This window comes from Bacillus sp. MYb78 (genome assembly GCF_002975115.1).
Taxonomy (GTDB): Bacteria; Bacillota; Bacilli; order Bacillales; family Bacillaceae_G; genus Bacillus_A; species Bacillus_A cereus.
Map to the genome: position 1 here is coordinate 327,406 of NZ_PCOB01000003.1, position 23,608 is coordinate 351,013.

A 23,608-nucleotide genomic window follows, 5' to 3' on the forward strand; every position below is an offset into this window, starting at 1 on the left:
TTCTAATTCTGTATAGTAAGTATCTCTTCTAATGACAGTTTTTTTGCCAACATACTCTTTGCGACTTTAATTGCTATTTGTTCTCTACCTATTTTCCTACTAATTTCTATACCCATTCTTATGCCTTCTTCTTCCGCACCTTCCATCCGTGTTCTCTGGTCTGATAAATATTTATCCCTTAATTCGATGGACCTTTTCAATTCATTAACAAAAGGTTCTTCTAAAACATAACCCTTATCATTTAAGAAACTCTTTATAACTCTTTCTATCATTTCTGAATCCGACTCGATTAATAGAATAATAGTCTCTTTTTGTAGCCCCGTTGTTTTAGATACATCCTTTACGTTCGTTGTTCTTTTTAGTAATTCTATTGCCTCTTGTACCTTATTTGCATTCTTCATATCCAACACCTTCCTTTTACATTATTTTACCATTATTGATGCGGGCAAAAAATAAAACCTACTCAGTAATTGAGTAGGTTTACATAAAAACTTCTTAAACTTGTTTCTTTATCGCCTCAATAGCTTCCGCTGATAACCCTGTATGCTTTGAAATTTCTGATACAGGTAATACGTCTAAAAGACTTTTTGCTATTTCTATTGCTTTTTCTTCCTTACCTTCTTCCTTTGATTCTGCTCTCGCACCTTCAATACGAGTCTTTTCATCTGATAAATGTTTTTCACGCAACTCATATTCTCTCTTTACTTCATCGTCTGCACTTAGATAATTTAATTTGTTATCTGCTTTATTAATTAATCCATCCATTCCTCGTAACACCTCCAATTCCTCGGTAGGTACATCCTCTTTCAAGAACAATAACCATCTGTGAAGTGGGTTTGAATAATCTTTATTCTCTATTTTATCAAACTTAGGCAATTCTATGAAATGAATTTCCAATAAATCAGTTAACATACATTTTTCAGTATCCTCATACAAATGGAACGTTGAACGATATGATTCTAACTCCAACATTTCAAATCCTAACAAATTGATGGTAATTGTTTTGGATAATTCTTTGAAGTTTTGTCCTGACTTGAAGTTTTCTGTGTATAGTTTAGACCAATAAAATAAAGTTCGATGAACCATATTATACTGATTAAGCAGTTGAACTTCTACATTAATCTTTTCCTTTTTACTTGTAATAGCTTTAATATCCAAAATACCTTGTTTCTCTACTAAGGATTCCTTTGTAAGCTTTTCTTCTCTTACTTCAATATCTTCAATACGGAACGATACAATTGAATTTAAAAATCCAATTAACAAGTCTTTATCCGTGTTTTCACCAAAAATCTTTTTAAAAATAAAATCATTTAGTGGTTTTAATCTCTTTGCTCCAACGAACTGTTCCATTCTCTATTTCTCCCTTTTTAAAAGTTATCTTCATAACTTTGTAATGTGTGTAAGAAAAGCCAAATCAAAGATTCGGCTTAATTTTCATATTTAATTCCTCGAATATAATCTACAGCTTTTTGTGCTTGGGCACTTGCTTGTACAATTAAACGAGAATCACCTTTTAATGCTCCTAACCAACCTTTTAAATATGACGCACTGTTTTCAAATGTACTATTATCAATACCTGCAATTGCAGATAGCATAGATGCACCAAGTTCAGCAACAAGCTCCTCTTTGGAATATACTTCATCACCAAAGTTAGCCTGTTCTACGATACCTGCTCGATTCAAGCGACTTTTATGACCTGTTGAATGAACCAATTCATGAAAACATGTAGAATAAAACTCATCTACATTCGGAAAATGTTTCATTGGTGGTACATTTACGACATCCATTGATGGGCGATAGAATGCCGAACCAGGATTATAAGTCATATCTGGTTTATTCATAAAGTCTTCAATTAATTTTTCAGCTTCTGCTACAGGGTCATGCTCAAAAGATTCATTTACTCGCTTACTTTCTATCCCCTCACATTGCGTATTAATTTCATAAACTCTGTAGTAACGTAATAATGGATATGTGTCCTCTTCATTTTCTTCATCTTTCTTTCCCTTTTTCTTAATCCATTTCCATAATACTGCGATACTATATTTCTTACCTTCTCCTTCTTTAATTCTTCCACCTGCTTCTTTAATTTGTTTATACGTTGCATATTCCCCACTTGATAATAAAAATTGATTAATACCACGATAAGGAGTTTGCGTTTTCCAATTCACTGCAACCGCTTCGCCTACCCAAGGTTTTCTCCAAGGAATTGTACCTTCTTCTAACTTTTTAATAATATTTTCTGTTACAACATCATATACTGCTTCACTCATAATAAGAATCCACCTTTTTAATAAATTTTTTAAATTACCTGTTTTATATATTCCATTTATTTTAGATTCTAAGAATCCTACTTATTCGTTGTTGGTAAAAATGACATAAAAAAACCACCTATAATATTAGGCGGTTTTAGTCAATTCTATTTGCTCGAATTCATCTATAAAAATGGAATCCCAAGCTTCTTCATATATACTAAACTTACTTCTTCTTCCTGTTGCCAATGAAACGCCTTGTGCATCTTCTCTAATATCTTCAATAGGAATAATCCAAGTGTTATACTCAGCTCCATTTGACACAAGATACAACACATAATCACAGCTTTGTTCATTGATATCTTTTATCTTCCCGTTTTTTAATACTGTTTCATTTTCATAAATTTCTTTGTTTTTTCGTTGTGTTTGTACATATGTAAAACTTGCTCTGCCTTTTTCATTTGCATTCGCATATTTAATTAAGATTCTCTTTCCACAAACTTCTAAGTCATGTCTTCTATGCTTTATCTTTTCAACCTCAGGGTAAATTTTCTTTAACTTATTAAAAATATAATTCATATCTTTATTTTGTAGCTTTTTCGAGTAGCTTTTCTTGTTTAACTTTTTATAATATAAATCTTGATATGTATAGCCCTTCGCAATATACTTTTGAAATGTGGATTTGGAAATGCCAAAATAAGCAGACCATTCATTTATTGATTTAAGCTCACCATTTAGCTCTAAGAATTTTCGAGGACGCTTCCTGATACAACCACAGCTTTGTTTCAACTTCCTAAACAACTGACTTTCACTTGCGAAAGTTTTCTTTCCACAATCACACTGGCATTCAAATAAAGTTCTGCCATCTTTATAGACTGAATGAAATCCTAACACTTCCAAACGAGAATATTTCTTTCCAACAAGTTTTTTTTCTTTCTCATTTAAATCTACTTTCGTGTATTTCTTACCTCTTTCTTTTCTATGTTGTTTCCTACATTCAAGACATCCGATTTTTAATCGTCTAAGATTTGACCATCTCACTTCTTTGATTCCATGTGTTTTACATTTGAATTTTATAAATTGCTCTTTACCCGTATATGTTTTTGTTAATAATTCGTACCCAGACTTTTCAATCTTTTCTTTTATTTCATCAATAATAAAAATTTGCTTTGTACCTATTGGTACCCCTTTTTCTTTTTTTCTCCTAAATTGATTTCGGCATTCGGAACAACCAACGTCTACACGTCTAAAGTTCCCCCATTCCACCTCTTTAACTCCGTGCAACTTACATCTAAATTTTATAGGCTGTCTATTATTTTTATATACTTTTGTTAACAATTCGTACCCAGACTCTTCAAATTTCGCCTTAATTTCCTCGATTGTAATTTTTCTATACAAATTGAATCATCCTTTATTTTAAATTATAAAGTTGATTTTACTATTTTTATTAACTATAGTCAATGTAAATTCGGATTGTTTTTCATCCTCATTTTCATCACAATAAAAAAGACCATTTAGTATAATAACTAAACGGTCTACCTTCTTACCCTATTAAAATCCAAAAATATACTTCATACGCTGACTTACACCCCAATGAATATCTTCCAATGGTGTTTTTCTCGCTCTTTGTTCAAATCCATTAAACACCATTTCTTTGGAACCATTAAAGATACGATAAGCAATTATAGGTTTGTCATATTCTTCTTCTTCTGTTCCTTCAGATATTTGAACCATAATACCACCTAAATTATCTTTATAAGCAATATTGAACCCATTTTTAGTAGGCTCATATTCCCAATTATCCCCCAGATTTCTTCTTAATTGTCCTGCATTTGATAATTCGATTAAACCATATAAAGTCATATAAATTCTCCTTTGAAATAATTTTTAAAAATACCTTTTTTATATATTGTTTATATATTATAGGTGGTATATACAATATATATAAATGTAATTCTTAAATTATATTCCAGTTTTCTCTATAACTATCATATTTCCCATTTCTGTAAGGAGAGAAAGAAATAGATTGTAACTCATCACTTATTCGATGCGTTGGAATTATCCAACAGTCATACCTTCCTTTATTGTCTACAACAAATATGATATGGGAATAAGACATATGATACTGCTTGCGTATTCGTCCATTGGCTAATACAATTTCATTATCATATAACTCCCCATTTCTTCTGGGGGTTTGCGTTAAGTTAAAACATCCTTTGTTATTGCTATTTCCAATTGCATATTTAATAAGAACCTTTTGTTCGTTTAGAATCAGACAATTTTGTTTTGCTATATTAGTACACTCAAATGCTTTATTGAACTCTTTTAATTTGTCTTTAATATGTAATATCACTTTTTCCTTATCTGTTTGGTTTTTATATAATCCATTACAGGTAGTTCTTAATTCTTCATAATCATAACCTTGTGATAATAATTGCTTTAATTTTTTTTGACTTAATTTGAAGTATTGTGCCCATTCTTTCATCATTAAAGATTCGCCATTTAATGTAATACGCTCTTTTTTGCTTTCTTTCCTTATACATCCACAGCTCCGAGTGTTTTCAGATTCAAGTTTAAATCGAGTCGTAATTACTTCTTTACCACAAGTGCATCTGCATAAGAATTTTGTTGGTTTTTTCTTTTCCATCGAATGAATTTTTATAACCAATAAACGAGAAAATCTTTCCCCTACGATGTGCTTATCCTTCTCATTGAGCTTTGTACGTTTAATATCCATGTTCTTGTTTGTTCTTTCTTTCGAACAATCCTTACAACCTATCTTAGACCTTCTAAAATTCGCCCATGTTGTAACTTGTTCTTTATGTACTGGACAATCAAAAACTAATTCTTGTTTATTATTTATGTATATTTTAGTTTTCAATTGATATCCTCTATTGCTAAACGCTTTGTCTACAACTTCCCATCTAACAGTCTTTCCCTTACATTCATGACAACCCATATTTCTAATAAACTTACCCCAGGTTGTTTCCAATGTTCCATGATTGGAACAAATGAATTTTAATGGGCTTTTACGGTCAATATAGCGATTTGTAAGCAATCTTAAACCCTGCTCATTGAATTTCTTTCGAATAAATTTTATATTTGGAACCGCAGTTCCTTTTTCTAATTGAATACTCATTGCCTCTGTCATTTTAAACCCCTATATTTATTCAAATCATTAATCATAAACCTAATAAACTATTGTATTATAGCAAAATTCTCACTTCATCACATCTATTTTTCATAAACAAAAGATAGATACAACAAACGTATCTACCTCTTAGTAATATATATCTTATTACAAAAATTCTCGGACTGAATTTTCCATTGAAAAAATCTCAAGGATTGAATAATTTTTCTGAGAAATATTTACACCATACTCTGGTTTTGATGTTTGCCCAGGCTTAGTATATCCTCTATCAACAAAAACACCATTAGGTTCAGACCATGCTTCTGCGGGTATCAGAAAAACATCTGGAAATCTCCCATGTTCAAAAACCAATAATGCAAGATATAAATGTTTATTGGTTATATCAAATTTGGTTTTCTCCATGTAGACATAGCCCATACCCCTTATTGATTTTACCTGAATTTCTTTAAAATTACCTTTTTTATCTTTTACAATAAAATCTATTCCGTGGTCATCAATTTCTGGAGAGTATACCTGTAGTCCATATGATGCAAACTCCATTTTTGCAAAATATTCGCCATATCTCCCTATTTGTAATTTCTCTAATTTTTCCCAATGTAAGTTCGGCATTCGCATTTCCCCTTTGCTCATCCTTTAGTTATCATCATAACATTTTGAATAATATTAGATAAAGTATATATAATATATAGATTTTATAAATTGGCATTTCACAAGAAATGAACTTTAGGAGGAATTATACATGATGATGGTATTAATTAAACACGAACTGGATACAGTAGCGAGAAAAGTGTCTCTAAATGATGCTTTTTTAGAAGCCTTAGAATGGTCAGGAAATCCTACATCTGACATCGAAAAGCAAGAAGATGACTTACTTCAATATCTAAAGAAACATCCTCAATTTATTCATAAAATTGAAGATGGATATAAGATTCAAGTCTTAATAGGTTGGAATTATGAAGTGCAGACACAAGCATAAAAAAAAGCAGTGAACTTAATCACTGCTTTTTTTCTTATTACATCAGTTTACTTAATTCTAACCCTAAAGCACTAATATTACGTTGACCATTGAAATAGTGGATATGAACGTCCTTATCTTTAACATTACTTAGTGCTTTTCTATAAATGGCATGATTTGAATGGGATGTCTCAAAACACACAATATCCATGTTGCTTAAGAATGATAAATCAATTCCTTTTTCATCAGGTAGAATCGTTCGAATACCAGGATAAACTTGCTTGATTCGTTGATGCCAGTTTTGATGGCCACCGACAATTGCAATTCTTGCATTTTCTAATTGAGCAGAATAATCTTCTTCTACCATATCTTCTTGCTCTATTTGTTCTTGCTCTTTAAATACATATTCTCTTAATGAAATTACTTCTTTACGAAGCATTTCATCTTCTTTTACTGTTTCTTCTTTTTCTTTTAATTTACGTTCTAATTCTTTAATATACGCCTCTTGTTCAGAGATTTTGTCATTCAGTTCTTTTTCTCTTGATTCGAATTCTTTTTCTTTTTTCGTTAATTCGATTACTTTTTCATTCGCAAGCTTTTCTTTTTCAATGGCTTGATATAAAGCAGAGTCATCTTTATTTAGATACTCGTCTCTTAGCTCCTTATATTGTTTCGCCATCATACAAATTAATAACGATGCACTCAAATAAAAAGTAAAATCTTCATCGGTCAAACGTCCTCTGTCTTTTGAAGCGGAAAACATTTGATAAATATCAATGTATTCTTCTCTTGTAATTTCAGTTGTAGCATAAAAATTCATATCATTTAGATTTTGTAAACGCAATACACCACTTAAAGGTTTAATGTATCTATACATACCTCTCTTATACAATTCATTAAACAGTTCATTTGGTGCCATTCTTTTTAAAGGCTTTTCTTTACTTAATTCCTTAAGTAATTTATCCTCCATTTTCACAATCATGTCATCTATATTTTCAACTTTTCCAAATTTACATCCTGTCACTTCTTGAAACTTGGATAATGCAGGAATCTGGTTTTTTGCTCTACCTTCTAACATTTCTTTATCAGTTACGGCTATAGAATTGATATTTACAACAACATTCCTGAAGTGTTCTTGAATCTCCATACTACGCCAATTTATTTGTTTCTTCTCATATAAGTACATTACACAAGAAATGACTAATAACAATTTAGACTCAGATAAATAGGAATCACTTCTTCCTCTGTAAAAGTCCACAAAATGATTGATATTAAAGGTTGGATTTCTTTCTACATAATCACTAAGTCTCTTATATCCTTTCTTAATGAACTTTCGTAAAAAGGCATCCCCCTCACCCTTCTCTTCATACCAAGCATATAGAGCTAAAGCTTCTCTCATCTTTTTCTCTTCTATTGCTGTATATGTTGAAAATAAAGGATTTTCATAAAAGCGACTGTTTTTGTATGCAATCATGCAATCCTGTTGATTTTCTTTATATAAAGATGCTAACTCTTCCTCTAATTCCTTATGCACTGCGATACTTGCAACTGTATATACGACAAGAATTTCATTAACATCTATTTCTTTATCACCATTATTATTTCTTATTATTACCCGTAAATCTGTATTCGTCATAAAATAACCTCCACTAATTTCCTAAGCAAGTACAATTTATTTAACTATATTATATAACAAAAAAAGACTTTTGTAAAAAATAATTTACTAAAGTCTTTTAAATCAGTTTAAAACTACCTATCAAATTATGTATAAAACTACTTATCGCAATCAATGGTTCCGTCTGATTTATATATCGGATTCATTGTCACCCCTGCTGAACCTGATGATTTTGTATAGGTATACACATATTTACAGGATGTTTTTTTATCCTGTAAAATTGTGATTTCTGACAAATTGCTTTTCTCTTCAAATGGAACATCATTCTGTTCTAAAATCTGCATTCTTGAATCTTTCTTAAAATCAGGTTTCTTATTTAACTCAGCAAAAATGTCTTTATGTTCTGGTTTTTTTGGCGATTGTGGAGTCATGCATCCTGCCAATAGCACGATTGGAATTAATAAAACAAAGATTTTCTTCATACTATCACACCCTTATCTAACAGATTATATTTAATTTTAGATATATATATCTTATATAAGAATGCTTTAGGTGTTCGACCTTGCTCTATCATTTTTTTATATAAAAAAGCTCTCATATTGTCTGAGAACTTCATGAAAATTGTTTATTTAGCCTGTAAATACCCTGCTTCTCTCATCGTTATCGGACGCAAATCTATTAGCTCTGGTGCATCTTCTGTATTCTCTTGTTTAAAATCAGCGAAATAGATATTATCCTTTGTTTTTACGATGAATCCTGTTTGTTGACTGGATTTATTCATCATAAAATCATCTACCGAGATTCCAAGCTCTTTTGAAACCAAGTCCTGCCGAATATCCGCATTTGTTTGGGCAGTAATTATTTCATTTTTTGATAAATTATAAAGCCATAACATAGTACATAGAATTCCTATAATAAACAAGACAGAAGTACCAATCGAAATCATTATTTTTTTAAACTTATTTTCTTTTGGGGGAGTTGCTTTGTTGATAATTGTTACATTTGATAAATCAGTAGGTTTTCTGGGATATGCCTTCGACAACGCTAACATCTCTTCTTCTGTCGTCTCATGATTTACTAAAAATTTACTTTTAGCCTCTTTAAAAAATGTAATCTCAGACTCATCTGTGGCACATTGCATTAACTCATTAAACATCTGATAAGAAAAATCTCTACCTTGCTCCTTTTGAACCTCCTGTACCACTTGTTGCATTTCTTCAAGCGAATATGTATTTTCCATAAAAAATTCTTTTAATTTATCTTGATTGCTTGTATTGAAAAAATCTTTTACCGCTTCTTTCGCTTTTTGGAATCGTTCGTTTGTTGGACTCATACGTTATTACTCCTCTTCTAATACATTGGGATATTGCCTCATCATTTCATTCATCTCTTCTTTTGTTAACCCTTCTGATTTTAGCCAATCATTCATATACTCATTTAACTGTTCACGAGTTTTCTTATCGGTTACATCCTTCATAGGTAACGGGATAATTCTATAAGCAGTAACTTGTCTGTATTCTCTCGATACCTCCTCAAAAATAGCCAGTCTATCTACCTTGCTATAATCATGCTCTTGAAGGAATTCTTGTAAACTCTCCTTATCTTTTGTTCTAAAATACTCCTGCATTTTACGTTTCAACATTATTTTTTTCTCATTTATTGTTTTCATTCGTTGTAAATCCCTTCATCTTTTTATTTTGTTTTTACGAATCCTTACTTTCAGTTAGAATTTTATCAATCCTGACGACTTTATACTTTAAGTAATCTTCATACTTTAGAAACACTGACAATGTTTCGTTATTTACTTTTACTCGATACATTTTTATTCCTTTTAGCGTACCTTCCTCATTGTCATCCATCTGTAGTTTGTCTTCCTGAACGTTTAATGCGTTTGCAATGACTTCTCGCTTCGTCTTCTCTACAAGGTTCATTCTCTCTTGAAATAATTCTTTTCCCGTTATCAATGAGTAACCCATCGTTCCTAATACAATAATCGCACCCAGACTAACTATCATAAGGCTCCATGTGGCATATAGAGAAATATAATCTGGACCTGGACGCCAATTACATTGAAAATATTCCTTTTTAATAAAATAAAGAATTGTTGTGAGTATAATAGGGATTACAAATAATCCGATTGCACATACAAATACTTCTATATCTTTGTAATATTCCATACTACATTTCATCTCCCTTATGCTCTATAACTAATAAGAATAAATAATCATCCCATCCTTGTATGAAAAGTTCGAAACGGCTTTCCTCTTCTGTAAAAGACTGAATTATGATATTTGCATACGCTTCCATCTCATCTAATTCTTCTGATTCATCAATATATGCTCCATATCTGTGATTCTGTTCACTTGTATACGGTTTCCACGGTAAAACGATTAATTCATCTCTATGAATGGAAACCTTACTGAAAGTAATCCCTTCACTCATCTCCATATGTAATGTTTGAGAATGAATCTTTCTACCCTCTAACATAGGATGTTTTAATATTCGATTTAACAATTCCGATGTTTGTTGCATTCTTTTTTTCACTTCCTTCATCAATTTCGTTTCATAAAATATAGTATACATTAAAATTTATATATTGACTATAGTTAATAAAAGTTGTAAGATATGTTCATACGAAACACGAAAACTTAATAGGAGTGACTGTTGATGTTACAAAATATCTTATCAACTTATGCGTCTTTCTTTGATTTACATATGTGGAAAGAAGTATTAAGTGACCCTGTAGCCTGGGGCTTAATTGGTAGTTTAGTTCTTTTGGAAGGATTACTTTCTGCGGATAACGCATTAGTATTAGCCGTTATGGTAAGACATTTACCTGAAGAGCAACGAAAGAAAGCATTAATGTACGGATTATGGGGAGCTTATATCTTCCGATTTATTGCAATTGGATTAGGTACTTACTTAGTCAAATTTACGATTGTAAAAGTATTTGGAGCACTTTACTTACTTTGGTTATCGTTTAAATTCTTTAAAGAACGATATATCGACAAAAAAGGTGCAGATAATCCTGAGGATGAAGCCGTAGATGTAAAAGATGGTTTCTTAGCTCGTTATATTGGTGTATTCTGGGCAACAGTAGCAACAGTAGAGTTAATGGATATCTCATTCTCTGTAGATAGTATCTTAGCTTCATTTGCCGTAAGTAACGAAGTATGGGTACTGTTTATGGGTGGTGTTTTAGGAATTCTAATGATGCGTGGTATCGCAGGAGTGTTTATTACTATCATTGATAAAATTCCTGAATTAGAAACAACTGCATATGTATTAATTGCATTCATTGGTTTAAAGATGCTATTAAGTATTGACCAAATCGGTATTGAAATTAATCATACAGCATTCTTCTCTGTAATTATCTTAGCGTTTGTAGGAACATTCATTATTCACTACTTACGAAAAGGTAAATCAGGTGCAAATGAAGAAAAGAAATCAGCGTAATAATCTAAATAGAGTTCAATTGAGTATATCTTCAATTTGAACTCTATTTTTATACATTTACACAGTGAACTTTACTTGTTACAATGTTAACCATATTCACATAACTAAATATTTTATTTTAAATTGCTAAGTTTATATGTTGGAAAGGTGGAAATATAATAATGGAAAATGCAATCATCATTGAAAAAATGATTCAACATATCCGACAATACGCTAAAGAAAGAGCGGAATCTGTTTCAAGAGGTGCTGAAACTCCACATCTCTCAGGACTTCTTCTTCAAAAATATGGTCGTGGAGTAATAGATACTATAAATGAACTTTATTCGACTCCAAGGGCTTCTGATGAAATATACAAAATTTTAGATGCAGAGACAGCAAAAATTGACCCAGAATGGAAGCTTCATAACAAGCAGAGATGGTCTGGTCATCCCGCAGATATATGCATAAAATAAAAAGAGCCCCAATATGGTCGGTGGGCTCTTTTTATTTTGGTAGGTTTTTATAATGATGAAAGAATTTATCAAAGTGATTAATCTCTACACTCTATATTTTATCATGTGAGCATTTTAATTCAATTCAAATAACGTTCGAGGTAGTGTCTATATGTCCTTGGTTATAATGATTTACAATTAATTCTCCCATACCACCATTCATTTCTCCTATCCAAATCATAATCTCTTGCAGTTCCTTTGTGTCAGAGACCATATACTTCAATCCATATACCGCTAATTTCCCAATGTTTCTTCTATGTTCAAATCCTATAAACTTTAATTCATTTATTAATTTTATAGATAACCCTTTTCTTTTTTCATTAAATTTTTGACCTTTAATAAAGGGAGTATACACCTTTATTATTTCATCCACTAATACATACAAACCTTGTACTTCATCAGTAGTAGAAATTTGCAACATACATTTATCCCCTCCACAGTCTTATATGTATATTATAAACAAATCCACGTCAAAATCAAACGTACGTTCTTTTTGGTAGATATAAAAAAACACAAAGAATGATTCTCTGTGTTTAAAAATTTTTAGTTTAATGCCAATTCAACATCTTCACCCTTATTATTTATAATAAATAACTAATTATTTTGCGAAAAATCCTGGTAAGAAATCTGTTAATCCATTAGAAGTCGGATTCGGACCATAAAAACCAAATCGACTTTCAATTACCTCCCCTGATGGATTAAATACTTGATATCCATATACTTGACCTTTTAGATAGTAATCATATTGTTTTACTTCTTTCATTAATTCCTGAACAATTTCCTGTTTTAGTACTTTTGATACTCGATTCACTTGATATCTGGTACGAATCATTTCTCTATTAACATAAATATATCCTATGTGTCTTGCTAATTCAGTATATTGCACAACACTTATTTCAAGTGTACGACCTTCATGCAGATAGATGGGTAAGATAACCGCATTTTTATCGTTTATTTCATTTTTAAAATCTGCTTCCGTTTCAAAAGAATGTTCATCACCTAATGTATTCTTTTTATCAAAGCATACAATTCTTCCTAAATTCCCTCTTTTTTCTCGTGGATTTATAGCTTCTGCATCACCACAAATCGCTACCTTTTCACCGTTGAACTCCATTTGCATACCTTCATATAAATAATAACCTGTCATCACGAAAACACTCCTCTTTAATCATTTCAAATGTAAAATACCTGTTTTATATATTCGTATTATCATATGGCATTCAAAAAGAGGAAATTCAATAAAAAAGAAAAGCCGAGACAATTTATCTCAGCTTTCATGACCCTAATATTAGGGTGTTCTTATTTTATATTAATAACATTACGCTTACTTTTCTATCTATCCTTTATAAGCTCTCATGCCATAATCCCAAAAACATGAACGTGAATTATTATACCGAATATCATTTAAGCTAAATTCTACTCTTAGAAAGGATTCTAATACAGTATAAAATCAATCTGATAATACCAAACGATTATAATCCTCGCCTTTTTGCAGAAATTCATCTTCTCTTAATTTAATATTGATTGTACCCATAATATTCAACTTTCGATTTACACTAAATTGAATAACACTATCTCGTTCTTCCATCCAGTTATTTAATTTTTCTACAACATCTTTGTCATACACGTTTAACTCATTCATCATTACTTTCCTCCTGAGTGAATTTGATTAAAGCCCTATTTTTCTTTTTTACTCTATGTATTATAGAATCAATTCTTGTAAAGTATTATGAGTAAAATAAAAAGAGAGCCCACTCATGGAACTCCCTTAGGTGTACTCCGCAGAAATTACACCGCAATTACTTTCATTATATGCAGTAGCAAAAGATATATAATAACGACAAAGTATTACTGGAAATAATCCTCTTTTCTTTCTGTATCCCTAATAATATATAACGTTTCAAAATCTATCATTTTAACGACATATAAAGCCTTACCAAAAACATATGTAAGTAATTTCTCAAAATCCATTTGATGTTCTTGAATTCTATCGTGACGGAAATATTTGCAATAAACATCAAATTCACCCTTAGTCATTAGACCTTCCTCAATATCAAAGTTTAGATAATTTATATTTCTATACACATGAACCACAGGTGTATAACCCAACATTTCCATTAGATGCTTAATGGACCATTCCTTAACATAATCTATGTTCGTTTTAATAAGCTGTAACTGTTCATCCTCTTTATTAAAAGATACTTCTTCAATCTTTTCCTTTTCCATTCTTAACACCCTTTCAATAACTTATAGTTAATCTATCCCTGAACATTTATCTCTTTCTATATACTGCCATTTATCCCTATATACTTTCTTTCTACATCTTGTAATGACAAATTCGCCATTAGCATCTTTTCTCTTGCTATATCTACAAAAAGGATAGCCTAATCTTTTATCAAATTCCGTCCTTGCAATAATGGAGTATGAATTTTCACTTTTTACTAATATTTTAGGGTTGTAATAATTATGCCTTGGGTTTTTCATCGTCTTAACATCCAATTAACAACACTTCCTTATTAAATCAATTTTCTTCAGATACATATTTCATATCTGTTGCTACAATGATTACACCGCCCCTATATGACTAAAGTTACCTTCATAACTTGAATATTCATGATTCATTTCTTCTTAGCTCTGGGTATTTTATATACAATTTTTCAAGGGTTTCTTTTCTCATCTGCTTCTGTTTCTTTCGCTCTTTACGACTTAATAGGTACGTCATACCAACAGAGATTGAGCCACTTATAAGAATTGCAACGAAAATATTAATCATCTTTCCATCCCCTATCACTTTATAGTTCTTAAAAAAACTCTATTTGTTCGTTTCTATCATTACAAATCGTTTTACCAATTCTCCTGAAGGTAATTTTTGCATACCGAAAAACTCATCTACTTCCCGTGCCCAAACTTTGTCTGTCCCATAATCGACTTCTGCTTGATAAATGACATGAGGCTTTTCTCTATCAATAAAAACTACTCCCTTGTAACAATACAAACGAACTTCTCGAATCGCTTCTCCATCAGGTGTATGAGCATCTTGAGCAACCAAATTCTCTCTTAAATCAACAAAATCACCTGTAAATTCAGTTACTGGTAATGCAATAACACCGAAAACAATATTCTTTCTGTTTATAATGCTTGTACAAGTCACCATTTTTCATTGCTAATTTTCCTTCTATTCTTATTTAAACTTATCCTAAATCCAATTTATTTTATTCACCTGAGACGGTAATTAAATAATAATCTTCTTGCACCTCCATCTCCACAACTTCTCTCAAGGGAATAAGTAGATTTAACTTGTTCTTTTTTGTCATAATAGAAGTTCCTGTTATTTCTGCACCAAACGTGTATTTTTCCATCGTAATAGGACAAACCCAAATAGAAATCATTCTTTACATGCCTCCCTTTTTGCTAATCATTCTTTAGCAAGTTGCCTTTTCAATTCTAAATTCTCGACTTTCAAATAATAATTTTCATCCTTCACACGAATTAACTCTTCATTTAATAATTCATTGTTGAATTGAATAGTTCTTAATGTACCAAGGATATTCACAATCTATCATCCTCTCTATTTAATCTATATCTATTTATATGGCATCTTCCCAATATAATCATTTGCAACAGCCCACTGTTTCATCCATTCAGGAGCAAGCTCTTGAAACACCTTACTATGTTGCTCTGGAGTATAAACTATCCATGTATTATTCTTCACAATATACTCATGCATGTTTGCAGGAAAGGGAAAAGACCACTTCATAGAAAAAGGACTTGTCCAATAATTTTCTCCCACTTTCCAATTGTGTATTTCATTATCTAACAACAATACACTGGCATGTATTTTATGAGGGTAAGTATTAATCCACCCCTTCATCACTTTCACCTGCATTCTTTTGATTAATTAATTTTTCAATATCAATGGGGTAATCTTCTTCCGAATAAAAAATAATCTCAGCCATCCATTTTTCCATTACACATGGCTTTTCTTCTGTACCAAAATCATCTCCATCTAAATCGTGATATTTTATTTGATACTGCAATCCCTTATTGTCTTCGAAACATGCATTTGCCACAAGTTCGCATTTCTCTTTAAACGTATTAACCTTTTCTTTAGGAATCCAACCGCTATGTAATCTTAATTCGCCATTTATGTGGTCTATCATCAAAACACCCTCTTTATATGTGTCATACATCTATTTACGTATTTCACGCTTTAATCTCGCATTAATAGCTAATAACTCTATATCTGTTACATACCCTGCTTGAATAACCTGATAATAATATCCACTTTTACCATATATAGAAGATAATAAGTCCTTTTCCTTTTTACCTAAAAGGTTTGAATATAGAGGATACATTTCTTCCATTGCTCTCTTTTGTTGTTTCTTTTTCCATACGGATACTTTCTCAATAATAATCGCAGATAATAATAGGAAAAATAGACCGACAGCAACAAGACCATACACATTCCATGAATGAGAAAAGTAACAAATATATAAAGCGGATGGCATCATTATCTTTCCATGCAACTCAGATGAGAATGAAGCAAATAGCATCATAAATAATCCTGATACAATTGCAAATTCAATGTTTGATGAATCAAAAAGATAGATTTCAAGAGGGATAATAGGGACTGCAATAATTAATAGAAAAAGCAAGGACAATATATAGGCTTTAAATATATCTTCAATGAAATTAAGGTCTCCTTTTTCTACGTCCATCAACTTCACTCCTATACTTATTAGATTATGATAAAATTATAATATTTTTATAGACTATAGTCAATTTAAAGTAAAATAAAAAGAACCTTTTATAGGTTCCTTGTGAAAATGTGTATGAATACTTTACATAACTACATGCAATCTTTAACAGCTAACCATAAAGCATCAGTCAATTCAGGCGCAGAATATTCTGTATCGTATACCTCGATTACAAACTCTTCTGTAAGTAGACTTTTATGTACACTCACTCCATCCAAATAATCAATCATTTTTCCAATTGTTACTTTCTTATGATGATAATCTGCCCAATCTTTTCTTGGTACAATCTCATTAAATAAGGAATAAAACTGTTCCTCTGTAATTTCTTTTGCTTGTTTAGGAGTTATATGATATTTCATTTTCGACGTCAGTCCCTTTCACATATGTTTTGTCTGCAAACCAGTTAGAAATCTTAATCCAGTCGTCCTTTATTGAAGTATTGAATTAATTTACCATCAACCACTTTTTTATTAATGCATTTTATAGGACAGTGACCATTTGAAGTATATAACATGATGACTTCTCCTATTTCATATTCATATTTTGTTTTTTCAGGCTCACCATTTCCATATACATTATATTTATCCATCTTAATCCTCCTTATAGGATTTTCCACCTTCCTTTCACACTTATGAATTCTATTTTATGTTTCGCCACTTTCTATAGGCTAAAACTCCCTTGTAAAAACGATAGTTTAGACGTGGCAATAAAAGACCTCTTAATTGATTATCTTGATTTTTAGCATTCCAAATCCCTTCCTCTTTCCAAGAATCATAACCAACGTAAAGCTCCTTATACCCTTGGAGGTATGGTAGTAAGAAATGCTTTAAATAATCTTCATATGTTTCTTGATAATCGGGGAAGTAATCCGACAAATCAGAATTAGGATTTTTATATTGTTTTTTATAGAATTCATAAAATCGCTTACCTTCAACTTCTAAAATGAATGAGAGTTCTATACGCTCTCCCTCCAAAAAAAATACCACATACATATCTTCAAACATCAAACACACACTCCTTTTCTTCCGTCACTCTATGGGTTTTTATTTCAAAGATTTAGTATATTCCATTGCATCCACTAAGTTTTCTCTTGCTAATCTTGTAGAAAATGCCTGAGTAATCAATAATCTTCTCATATAATAGAGGTCATCCAATGTCATCGTAACAGTTGTTTCTTTGCCCTTCATTTCTTTTATTTCATCAATACCCTTTTGAATCTTCTCTTCTAATTTCCCCATGATAAGCGTATCTGTAAATGAGACTTCCTTGCCTTCAAACTTAAACTCTCTTTTTCTATCCATATTATTCGTCCCTATTATCATTGTTTTGTTTGCCATCAAGAGCACTTAAAACTTTTAAAGAAGCTACACAAATAGCTACACATTGGCATGGGTCAATATATTCTACACTGTCGTTACCAAAACGGAATTCACATTTAAAACTGTTTAACTCTGTACTACTTAAGGAGAATGAACAGTTATAATGCTCCATCATTCTTTCAATAACCATCCATGCATGTTTCATATTTCTTGATGGTTTAAACGTATTGGAATCATCAGTTGAAAAACCTCTTTGGATGTCTTCTACCCAAAAACCACCATTTAAGCTTCCATCTTCATAATAGTCATTCAATCCATCCATTGAAGTTTCAATGCTCCATCCCATAACCTTAGTACCAATTTCAGGATTCAATGCTTGTAATAATAGCTTTCTCTCTTTTATTTTCTGAATTAAATCTTTGATATCCATCTTTTGCTCTCCCCTTACTTTTTGATTACATCTATTAGTCTTTCAACAGTTCTTCTGCTCTTCGAATCATCTCTTGCAGTTTATTATCTACATTCATTTGTCCTTCTGCCTTTTCAATATTATTCTTTAACAGAAGATATGCTACTACCACAATATCAGAGGACATATATCCCATTTCACGCATTTCATGTTCAATTTTTTCTGCATCATTCTTATATCCTTGTTCTTGATATTCATTCATAACTACATCCTCCTTAAAAGATTTCTCTTTTGAACACATACTCTCCACTATCAATCAAAACTAACTCCCAACCCTCTGCTCCTAACTCATTCAGCTTGTTCACATCAAGCTCTAAATGATGCGGTTCTGTTAACCTTTGGAAATCAACTTTTTTATATTCATACTTCTTCATTTCAAATCACCCTTTATATATTTTTATTGTTTTTCAACTACTGTATCTACATTAGGAAATAAAGATACTATAGGAACTCTATAACCACGCAATTTAAATTCATATTCCTCACCTTGATGAATCTTAGCTTGTACATCTGCTGAATCAAACTTGAACATTAACAAACTATCTTCATTTACAATAACTTTTTCGGAATTATTATTCTGCTTTACAACTATATAAAACTTATCTACTTCTTCCTGACGTTTTGAATATTTTTCTATCACTTCACCTTTTACAGTTGTAATATGTGTATAGTTCACTATTTCTCCTACTATCGCTAATAGCATCAAGAAAACAAACCCTATAACTATCCCTGATTTTCGCGTTGTTCCAACCATATTAGCCGCATCCTTTTAAGTTAGATTTAGTTTCAAAGCATTTTAAATTTCGTTTTTACTATCATTAAAATTTAACTATTAACTGCTTTTTGATAACTCTTCGGCAATTTTAAGGGCAACTACACACTTCTCTTTTTCTAAATGCACAAGTTCTTCTTCTAAGCGTTCCTTTGCCTTTTCGCTACCATCTTCTATAGCCAGTAAGCGTTCTCCTGATTTCGCAGAAAGAGATGTCTTCTTATCTCTAAAAAGTTGTAGCAATTCGAAACACGTTTTGCCCTTCATTTCTTTCTGTACGTCATCCATGTCCCAACCAGTTAAGCCTAATCTCATTTCTATTTCCTCCAAAGTTATTTCTTGTTTTCTTTAATACATGTATCTACCCAATTCATTGCAAACTCTTTTGCTTCATCAATTGTTTCAAATTTTTCATCAGCCCATAAGGAGTTATAGCTCTTTTCATATTTATCACTTTTTAAAGACACCCAAAAATATTCGTGAGCTCTGGTCCACGCATCTCCACCCTCTTGAATCTTTATCAAAAAGCTTTTATATCTACCTTGATAAAATCCAAAAGCATCAAAAACATCATGTTTTTTTCTTTTTGAAAGTTTCATCCTTACACAACCTTTCTTTTATTCTTTCCTATCAGAGCCATCATTCCTCGTGTTGATTCATAATTAACACCTAAATAAAAAGCGTCCCTAAGCCTTGCTGATACCAATCTAACATCATCATCCGACTCAAATGGGAAAGTATTCATTTTATCAATCATATGATTTGCCACTTCTTGTTGTAACTTTTGAAACTCATCCGAACGCATTACACTATTAATAAAGTCATTTAACTGCTTTGTCTCCATAGCTATAACCTCCAAATTTTTCAATTGAAAATCCTGATGCATGATTAACAATAACTAAAATCTTTATGATAAATTATAATATTTATATCAACTATAGTCAATTTAATATGAATAAAAAAAGAAACCTTTATAGGTTCCTTTTCGCTTTAATTTGATTCTTCATATGCTAAAATCTGCGTTTTATTCATAAGTCTCAATCTTTAGTATTAATGTTTTCTTTTCAAAATCAATCTCATATGAACTATAGCAAACTTGTTTAGCTAAATGATTATCAATAACAAAGTCTTCATCAATTTCTTCATACTGTGCTTGAATCAACTTAATGTAGTCACGCTCAACAGCTTCTTCACTTCTAAAAGTAGTGATGCTTGTATCTAAATCACCTAATGAAATATTTCCACAAACAGCAACTAAATCTTCATAACTAACTTTTAGTTGTTCATCGTTAATAATTACAGTTCCTTCACGAATTCCTTCAATTTCATTTCCACCAATTAAATGTCCTACTATCATTTTCATTTCCTCTTTTCTGTATAATAACTTTTTATTAAAGTGCTTGAGACTACCTGTTTTATATTTGTTCAGTTATTATATGCATTTACTATTATTTTAATAAAAATAATAGGTTATCGTATAAATTATTTTTTATATGCTTAAATCCAATTTCTTAAGACATTTTTCACATGCCAGTTCTTCATTTATCCTTAACTCAGATGATTCAATCGTGGTTTTAAAGAAGCTCGTGGATTGACTATACTTTCTACATAGAGATTTATCGTTTACAAAAGCATGATATTTTGCTTTCGGATGTGTCCAATCATGGTTTGTTGTATTGCTCTGCTTTACTGGCAATTGCCAAACTACATTAGCCATTCCACTTACTATCCTTATTTCTATTAAGATTTAATAGACATTAAAAGATAGCCTTTTGAACGGCCATCCATAATGCGTCACACAGCTCTTCCCCTTCAAAGTAGAATGTATCCATCTCCACATCATAATTTATACTGACAAACCATTTCGTTCCATATTCTGAATGTAAATTTTCAATCATTACTTTTCCATACTCGTTTAAGATTGCTATTATATTCGATGTATTACATTGTTTTGCTGTTTTAATCAGCGTATCATGTTTCCAACCTTTATTTTTAAATACATCCAATGCACTTTGTACTTTACTTACATTATCCCAATCCATCCAAACAGTATCTATAAATTTCGAATTACTCAAAGTCAAAATTTGCTCTGCACTTAGTAATACTAATTGTTCTACATCAACATGACCTTTCATTTTCATTCCTCTTCTCTATAATAAATATAATATATAATAACCACATTCTTTGGTCAGACTACTTTTTCAAAAATTTGCTTAACATCATATGACCGAAAAACTTATCTATCAATTTATTATTTTCGTCATACACGTTAATATGAGCGTCTTTCTCTTCAATACTCCATCCTCTTTCACTACAGATGTCAAAATTATTATCCCTTACGCCAACTAAGACGTTTCTTTGAAAATTAGCTAATGGCACAAATCTCTCCTACTTTCTTAAAGTTATCTTCATAACTTACATATTAAAAAATTTTATATTATCAATAGCCAAACATTATTTGATTATTGCTCCCAAATCAAAATCAGGATTACATTCGCATCTTTTCAATTCATAATAAATCACTTCGTCTTTCTCTTCATTTGGGTCTTGAGAATCATATACTGATGAAATTATATAAGCAACACCATTTATACTAAGTGTGTTATCATAATTACATTCTATAGGTACAGAATGTAATCGACCTATTTTTTCTCCATTGTTTTCATACAGTTCATATCTATACCCCTCTATACCACCAGTACCATGATACGATTGTCTAATTTTTAAGTCATATTCCATATTAACTCTCTCCCTTTTGACTACCTTGTTTTGTTTTTTCTGTATCTCATCCATATATGTAACAGCATTCAACAAACAACGATATGCAGAAGGAAGACCTGCTCTGTCATCTAACAAAATGTTGTAATATAGTTTCTTCCCATCTGTAAATGGTATAAAACCAGGAGTCTCATTGATGGAATCAAATGGAATATCATTCTCTTCTAAATATTTCTTAACAAAGGATAGTTCACTATCACGTCTCGCTGTATAAACCATAAGGTATGCATTGAGTTTTTTAGCTTCTCTTAATAATTGAATAACATACTCATATGAGTGCCCTTCTTTGTGGTAATCGTATACTGTATTATCAAAGTCATACGCCACTACAAGCGAACCATACTTCTTCCATTCCGTAATTAAACGCTCTGTTACATTTTCTTCATATAAATACAAATCCATTTCAATATCTCCCTATCTTTCATACATTATGTATCTAAAATCATATAAAATATATAGTTATACATCATCATCTATATCTGCCACAATATTGAACTTGCATTGCATTATTAGATAATCCGTTTAATAAAATATAAAGATTTTGTCTTCTTCTTGATTTTGTAACCATCTTACATACTCCTATCTATGTGATATTTATTTATTTATTTATTCACTCACTTACAGCTCAAGGGGCTCATTTAATTTTACTGGCTCCGTATGATAAACCTCTCTCAAACATTTCCCAGATAAGGTTACCTCTCTATCTATCACAAACTTAATTTCAGAATGACAGTATTGGCATTCCATATGCCCTTTATTCTTCTTCAATAAATATCTTTCATCATGAACATATTCACAATAAGGGCATTCCAAACCTTCTTCGCTAATTACATGATTTTCTGGATTTCTGTTCAATTTCATTTCTCTAACTCCCAGAATGCAAGAATAAGCAACACAAGGATGATAGATTTTTCCATTAATGAGTAAAATTTGTTTAAATAATTCTCCTGATTGTGCCCTTACTTCTTTAATAAACTTAGAACCTTTTAAATCACCAAAAGGTTGTGTCAAATCTAACTCTACGATTTCACAAAACATGACTCATTTCTCCTCTTTAATTTCATTACCATTTGATAATCATATATGTCCCATCTCGCATTTCATCACTATGAGAAACTTCAAAACCTAAACTTCTTAATTTTAAAATAAGTGCATTATATAAATGAGGTTCCGCTAACCAATTATCCCTATTCAAACCAGAATTGGCATGAATCTTTAATTCATAATTCCCTGCATTTGCTTTTTCTATCATCTCTCCTTCGATTTCCTCAAGCATAGAAGATGCAAAAACATCTCCTTCGATTTTCTTTTTATTATCTGCTAATGCTCTTAATTCTTGTGGTGTTTTCATACCATATCCTCCTCTGCATATTTCCTTTCTCCTCAAATCCTAAACATATCTGGTGTCATATAATTACGAACAATAAAATATAGGATAATAAATGCCCCAATACCTGTTATTATTTGAAACATTACATTTTCTGTTATGTTTTCATTTCTTTCCCTCATCTTTTCCTTCTCTATGAAAAATACTTGAGTTAGTAACAAGAGAACTTGAATGCCAATTATTATGTATAGACCTGTACTCATATAAAA

The 23,608-nt window shown here is 31.1% G+C and carries 47 protein-coding genes; 3 read left to right on the top strand and 44 right to left on the bottom strand.

What is annotated here, in order from left to right; genetic code table 11:
• Positions 1-2 precede the first annotated feature (2 nt).
• From CQ064_RS09350 to CQ064_RS09380, 7 genes are all read right to left on the bottom strand, one after another.
• Positions 3-401 (bottom strand): hypothetical protein, encoded by a 399-nt coding sequence (locus CQ064_RS09350; RefSeq protein WP_000786239.1) that lies wholly within the window; start codon positions 399-401, stop codon positions 3-5.
• A gap of 94 nt (positions 402-495) precedes the next feature.
• Entirely contained in the window at positions 496-1,350 is an 855-nt protein-coding gene (locus CQ064_RS09355; protein ID WP_000434761.1) for an Rpn family recombination-promoting nuclease/putative transposase, read from the bottom strand.
• A 77-nt stretch (positions 1,351-1,427) separates the two neighbouring features.
• A complete protein-coding gene (locus tag CQ064_RS09360) occupies positions 1,428-2,270 on the bottom strand; it encodes an ArdC family protein (protein WP_001287634.1) in 843 nt (280 codons plus the stop codon).
• Positions 2,271-2,396: 126 nt separating this feature from the next.
• The gene (locus CQ064_RS09365) at positions 2,397-3,647 is read right to left on the bottom strand and encodes a hypothetical protein (protein ID WP_000285944.1); all 1,251 of its coding nucleotides are present in this window, start codon (positions 3,645-3,647) and stop codon (positions 2,397-2,399) included.
• Between the two features lie 153 nt (positions 3,648-3,800).
• Positions 3,801-4,112, bottom strand: coding sequence for a hypothetical protein (locus CQ064_RS09370; RefSeq protein ID WP_000177373.1), 312 nt, complete (start codon positions 4,110-4,112; stop codon positions 3,801-3,803).
• A 94-nt stretch (positions 4,113-4,206) separates the two neighbouring features.
• Entirely contained in the window at positions 4,207-5,400 is a 1,194-nt protein-coding gene (locus CQ064_RS09375; protein WP_000133613.1) for a hypothetical protein, read from the bottom strand.
• Positions 5,401-5,547: 147 nt separating this feature from the next.
• Positions 5,548-6,009, bottom strand: coding sequence for a DUF4365 domain-containing protein (locus CQ064_RS09380; RefSeq protein ID WP_001133168.1), 462 nt, complete (start codon positions 6,007-6,009; stop codon positions 5,548-5,550).
• A 130-nt stretch (positions 6,010-6,139) separates the two neighbouring features.
• On the opposite strand from CQ064_RS09380, the gene CQ064_RS09385 reads away from it, so the two are divergent.
• The gene (locus CQ064_RS09385) at positions 6,140-6,376 is read left to right on the top strand and encodes a hypothetical protein (protein ID WP_000980422.1); all 237 of its coding nucleotides are present in this window, start codon (positions 6,140-6,142) and stop codon (positions 6,374-6,376) included.
• A gap of 37 nt (positions 6,377-6,413) precedes the next feature.
• On the opposite strand, the gene CQ064_RS09390 is transcribed toward CQ064_RS09385, so the two are convergent.
• The 6 genes from CQ064_RS09390 to CQ064_RS09415 form a co-directional block, all read right to left on the bottom strand.
• Positions 6,414-7,991, bottom strand: a complete 1,578-nt coding sequence (locus CQ064_RS09390) for a hypothetical protein (protein WP_000185529.1) — start codon at positions 7,989-7,991, stop codon at positions 6,414-6,416.
• A gap of 137 nt (positions 7,992-8,128) precedes the next feature.
• Positions 8,129-8,452: a hypothetical protein gene (locus CQ064_RS09395; protein WP_000719350.1), complete on the bottom strand. Its 324-nt coding sequence runs from the start codon at positions 8,450-8,452 to the stop codon at positions 8,129-8,131.
• Positions 8,453-8,595: 143 nt separating this feature from the next.
• On the bottom strand, positions 8,596-9,303 hold the full coding sequence (locus tag CQ064_RS09400) for a DUF3290 family protein (protein WP_000075433.1): 708 nt from the start codon (positions 9,301-9,303) through the stop codon (positions 8,596-8,598).
• Between the two features lie 6 nt (positions 9,304-9,309).
• Positions 9,310-9,612, bottom strand: coding sequence for a hypothetical protein (locus CQ064_RS09405; RefSeq protein ID WP_232292964.1), 303 nt, complete (start codon positions 9,610-9,612; stop codon positions 9,310-9,312).
• Positions 9,613-9,673: 61 nt separating this feature from the next.
• On the bottom strand, positions 9,674-10,147 hold the full coding sequence (locus CQ064_RS09410; protein WP_000456988.1) for a hypothetical protein: 474 nt from the start codon (positions 10,145-10,147) through the stop codon (positions 9,674-9,676).
• Between the two features lies 1 nt (position 10,148).
• Positions 10,149-10,502 (bottom strand): hypothetical protein, encoded by a 354-nt coding sequence (locus CQ064_RS09415; protein WP_001187997.1) that lies wholly within the window; start codon positions 10,500-10,502, stop codon positions 10,149-10,151.
• 129 nt (positions 10,503-10,631) lie between these two features.
• Here CQ064_RS09415 and CQ064_RS09420 point away from each other — a divergent pair, with 129 nt between their 5' ends.
• Positions 10,632-11,426, top strand: a complete 795-nt coding sequence (locus CQ064_RS09420; RefSeq protein WP_033795617.1) for a TerC family protein — start codon at positions 10,632-10,634, stop codon at positions 11,424-11,426.
• A 161-nt stretch (positions 11,427-11,587) separates the two neighbouring features.
• The gene (locus tag CQ064_RS09425) at positions 11,588-11,878 is read left to right on the top strand and encodes a hypothetical protein (protein ID WP_000426379.1); all 291 of its coding nucleotides are present in this window, start codon (positions 11,588-11,590) and stop codon (positions 11,876-11,878) included.
• A gap of 124 nt (positions 11,879-12,002) precedes the next feature.
• On the opposite strand, the gene CQ064_RS09430 is transcribed toward CQ064_RS09425, so the two are convergent.
• From CQ064_RS09430 to CQ064_RS09560, 31 genes are all read right to left on the bottom strand, one after another.
• The gene (locus CQ064_RS09430) at positions 12,003-12,338 is read right to left on the bottom strand and encodes a hypothetical protein (RefSeq protein WP_000939401.1); all 336 of its coding nucleotides are present in this window, start codon (positions 12,336-12,338) and stop codon (positions 12,003-12,005) included.
• Positions 12,339-12,515: 177 nt separating this feature from the next.
• Positions 12,516-13,064 carry a hypothetical protein gene (locus CQ064_RS09435; RefSeq protein ID WP_000148387.1) on the bottom strand — a complete coding sequence of 183 codons (549 nt, stop codon included), beginning with the start codon at positions 13,062-13,064 and terminating at the stop codon, positions 12,516-12,518.
• A 303-nt stretch (positions 13,065-13,367) separates the two neighbouring features.
• Positions 13,368-13,562, bottom strand: a complete 195-nt coding sequence (locus tag CQ064_RS09440; protein WP_000980840.1) for a hypothetical protein — start codon at positions 13,560-13,562, stop codon at positions 13,368-13,370.
• Positions 13,563-13,765: 203 nt separating this feature from the next.
• Complete coding sequence (locus CQ064_RS09445; protein WP_000410009.1) at positions 13,766-14,143, bottom strand: hypothetical protein; 378 nt, start codon at positions 14,141-14,143, stop codon at positions 13,766-13,768.
• 27 nt (positions 14,144-14,170) lie between these two features.
• Positions 14,171-14,416, bottom strand: coding sequence for a hypothetical protein (locus tag CQ064_RS09450; protein WP_000382696.1), 246 nt, complete (start codon positions 14,414-14,416; stop codon positions 14,171-14,173).
• A gap of 112 nt (positions 14,417-14,528) precedes the next feature.
• Entirely contained in the window at positions 14,529-14,690 is a 162-nt protein-coding gene (locus tag CQ064_RS33480) for a hypothetical protein (RefSeq protein ID WP_000608119.1), read from the bottom strand.
• Between the two features lie 39 nt (positions 14,691-14,729).
• Positions 14,730-15,071 (bottom strand): hypothetical protein, encoded by a 342-nt coding sequence (locus tag CQ064_RS09455; protein ID WP_000255619.1) that lies wholly within the window; start codon positions 15,069-15,071, stop codon positions 14,730-14,732.
• 58 nt (positions 15,072-15,129) lie between these two features.
• A complete protein-coding gene (locus CQ064_RS33485) occupies positions 15,130-15,306 on the bottom strand; it encodes a hypothetical protein (protein ID WP_000623704.1) in 177 nt (58 codons plus the stop codon).
• 26 nt (positions 15,307-15,332) lie between these two features.
• On the bottom strand, positions 15,333-15,470 hold the full coding sequence (locus CQ064_RS33490; protein WP_001023160.1) for a hypothetical protein: 138 nt from the start codon (positions 15,468-15,470) through the stop codon (positions 15,333-15,335).
• Positions 15,471-15,500: 30 nt separating this feature from the next.
• Positions 15,501-15,788 (bottom strand): hypothetical protein, encoded by a 288-nt coding sequence (locus CQ064_RS09460; RefSeq protein WP_000679415.1) that lies wholly within the window; start codon positions 15,786-15,788, stop codon positions 15,501-15,503.
• On the bottom strand, positions 15,772-16,077 hold the full coding sequence (locus CQ064_RS09465; RefSeq protein WP_000565240.1) for a hypothetical protein: 306 nt from the start codon (positions 16,075-16,077) through the stop codon (positions 15,772-15,774). The genes CQ064_RS09460 and CQ064_RS09465 overlap by 17 nt, the downstream gene beginning before the upstream one ends.
• Before the next feature lie 30 nt (positions 16,078-16,107).
• Entirely contained in the window at positions 16,108-16,635 is a 528-nt protein-coding gene (locus CQ064_RS09470; RefSeq protein ID WP_000382196.1) for a hypothetical protein, read from the bottom strand.
• A gap of 131 nt (positions 16,636-16,766) precedes the next feature.
• Positions 16,767-17,033, bottom strand: coding sequence for a hypothetical protein (locus tag CQ064_RS09475; protein ID WP_000873708.1), 267 nt, complete (start codon positions 17,031-17,033; stop codon positions 16,767-16,769).
• A gap of 53 nt (positions 17,034-17,086) precedes the next feature.
• A complete protein-coding gene (locus CQ064_RS33495) occupies positions 17,087-17,263 on the bottom strand; it encodes a hypothetical protein (protein WP_000362208.1) in 177 nt (58 codons plus the stop codon).
• A gap of 49 nt (positions 17,264-17,312) precedes the next feature.
• Positions 17,313-17,678, bottom strand: coding sequence for a hypothetical protein (locus CQ064_RS09480; RefSeq protein ID WP_000461268.1), 366 nt, complete (start codon positions 17,676-17,678; stop codon positions 17,313-17,315).
• A 39-nt stretch (positions 17,679-17,717) separates the two neighbouring features.
• A complete protein-coding gene (locus CQ064_RS09485; protein WP_000375390.1) occupies positions 17,718-17,975 on the bottom strand; it encodes a hypothetical protein in 258 nt (85 codons plus the stop codon).
• Between the two features lies 1 nt (position 17,976).
• Positions 17,977-18,423, bottom strand: coding sequence for a BC1872 family protein (locus tag CQ064_RS09490; protein WP_000351662.1), 447 nt, complete (start codon positions 18,421-18,423; stop codon positions 17,977-17,979).
• Positions 18,424-18,457: 34 nt separating this feature from the next.
• The gene (locus CQ064_RS09495) at positions 18,458-18,664 is read right to left on the bottom strand and encodes a hypothetical protein (RefSeq protein ID WP_001008175.1); all 207 of its coding nucleotides are present in this window, start codon (positions 18,662-18,664) and stop codon (positions 18,458-18,460) included.
• A gap of 13 nt (positions 18,665-18,677) precedes the next feature.
• Entirely contained in the window at positions 18,678-18,836 is a 159-nt protein-coding gene (locus CQ064_RS09500; protein ID WP_003273176.1) for a DUF4177 domain-containing protein, read from the bottom strand.
• 23 nt (positions 18,837-18,859) lie between these two features.
• Positions 18,860-19,216, bottom strand: a complete 357-nt coding sequence (locus tag CQ064_RS09505) for a DUF1523 family protein (protein WP_000233160.1) — start codon at positions 19,214-19,216, stop codon at positions 18,860-18,862.
• 78 nt (positions 19,217-19,294) lie between these two features.
• Positions 19,295-19,549, bottom strand: a complete 255-nt coding sequence (locus tag CQ064_RS09510; protein WP_001236385.1) for a hypothetical protein — start codon at positions 19,547-19,549, stop codon at positions 19,295-19,297.
• A gap of 17 nt (positions 19,550-19,566) precedes the next feature.
• Positions 19,567-19,833, bottom strand: coding sequence for a hypothetical protein (locus tag CQ064_RS09515; protein ID WP_000777433.1), 267 nt, complete (start codon positions 19,831-19,833; stop codon positions 19,567-19,569).
• A 2-nt stretch (positions 19,834-19,835) separates the two neighbouring features.
• Positions 19,836-20,078: a hypothetical protein gene (locus tag CQ064_RS09520; RefSeq protein ID WP_000448652.1), complete on the bottom strand. Its 243-nt coding sequence runs from the start codon at positions 20,076-20,078 to the stop codon at positions 19,836-19,838.
• Positions 20,079-20,258: 180 nt separating this feature from the next.
• Positions 20,259-20,591: a hypothetical protein gene (locus tag CQ064_RS09525; RefSeq protein ID WP_000635016.1), complete on the bottom strand. Its 333-nt coding sequence runs from the start codon at positions 20,589-20,591 to the stop codon at positions 20,259-20,261.
• Positions 20,592-20,723: 132 nt separating this feature from the next.
• Complete coding sequence (locus CQ064_RS09530; RefSeq protein WP_000024618.1) at positions 20,724-20,951, bottom strand: hypothetical protein; 228 nt, start codon at positions 20,949-20,951, stop codon at positions 20,724-20,726.
• Between the two features lie 40 nt (positions 20,952-20,991).
• Positions 20,992-21,369 (bottom strand): hypothetical protein, encoded by a 378-nt coding sequence (locus CQ064_RS09535; protein WP_000675882.1) that lies wholly within the window; start codon positions 21,367-21,369, stop codon positions 20,992-20,994.
• A 58-nt stretch (positions 21,370-21,427) separates the two neighbouring features.
• The gene (locus CQ064_RS09540) at positions 21,428-21,613 is read right to left on the bottom strand and encodes a hypothetical protein (RefSeq protein WP_001127568.1); all 186 of its coding nucleotides are present in this window, start codon (positions 21,611-21,613) and stop codon (positions 21,428-21,430) included.
• Positions 21,614-21,688: 75 nt separating this feature from the next.
• The gene (locus CQ064_RS09545; RefSeq protein ID WP_000366898.1) at positions 21,689-22,414 is read right to left on the bottom strand and encodes a hypothetical protein; all 726 of its coding nucleotides are present in this window, start codon (positions 22,412-22,414) and stop codon (positions 21,689-21,691) included.
• Between the two features lie 216 nt (positions 22,415-22,630).
• Positions 22,631-23,050: a hypothetical protein gene (locus CQ064_RS09550; RefSeq protein ID WP_000458597.1), complete on the bottom strand. Its 420-nt coding sequence runs from the start codon at positions 23,048-23,050 to the stop codon at positions 22,631-22,633.
• Between the two features lie 25 nt (positions 23,051-23,075).
• Positions 23,076-23,363, bottom strand: coding sequence for a hypothetical protein (locus tag CQ064_RS09555; RefSeq protein ID WP_000856752.1), 288 nt, complete (start codon positions 23,361-23,363; stop codon positions 23,076-23,078).
• Between the two features lie 32 nt (positions 23,364-23,395).
• Complete coding sequence (locus tag CQ064_RS09560; protein ID WP_000103459.1) at positions 23,396-23,602, bottom strand: hypothetical protein; 207 nt, start codon at positions 23,600-23,602, stop codon at positions 23,396-23,398.
• Between the last annotated feature and the right edge of the window lie 6 nt (positions 23,603-23,608).